The organism is Pseudomonas sp. P4_C3, assembly GCF_056402075.1.
In genome coordinates, this window is the sequence record NZ_JBFUIC010000797.1 from 1 (window position 1) to 567 (window position 567).

General features: G+C 58.7%; 1 protein-coding gene. It reads right to left on the minus strand.

Annotated elements, in window-relative coordinates; all coding sequences use genetic code 11:
- Nucleotides 1-61 precede the first annotated feature (61 nt).
- On the minus strand, nt 62-490 hold the full coding sequence (locus AC1DVH_RS32510; RefSeq protein ID WP_477757226.1) for a hypothetical protein: 429 nt from the start codon (nt 488-490) through the stop codon (nt 62-64).
- Nucleotides 491-567 lie beyond the last annotated feature (77 nt).

A 567-nucleotide genomic window follows, 5' to 3' on the forward strand; every position in this document is an offset into this window, starting at 1 on the left:
GCCTGACATTCCGCCATCGCGAGCAGGCTCGCTCCCACAGGTTTTGTATTTGACTGAATGATTAGCGGTGATTACCCCGCCAGTTGTGATCGCCACGTCCGCCACGATGGTCGCGCCAGTCGCGGCCTCGATAGTCATTGTTCCAGCCCCCGCGGTTGCGGCCGTCCCAGCCATGGTTCTGATGCATCCGGTAATCGCCCCGATATGGCTGGTAATAGCGTGGGGACGGTTGATACATCCGCGGCTGCGAGTAATAGCGCGGCGTCGGCTGGTAATACCGCGCTGGCGGCATGTAATACCGAGGCGACGGTGTGTAGTAACCATTGGAATAGTAGGCCCCCCCCTCGGCGTAATGGGTTGGCGTAGGCGAGGTATAGACTTCGGAACTGTAGTAACTGCCTCCTTCGTCGTAGTAAGGCACGCACCCACCAAGGGACAATCCCAACACAGCAAGCAGAAGAGTTCGGCGCAGCTTTTTTTGACAGAGCATGGCGGCCTCCTGGACCGCGAATGAGCCACGCCAGCGACGCTGGCAGGCGACAGTCAAATGTTCGGTGACTGTCGAAA

Bases quoted from the DNA above. Each gene is read 5' to 3' on its own strand.
- AC1DVH_RS32510 (WP_477757226.1), bottom strand. From the start codon at position 490: ATGCTCTGTCAAAAAAAGCTGCGCCGAACTCTTCTGCTTGCTGTGTTG.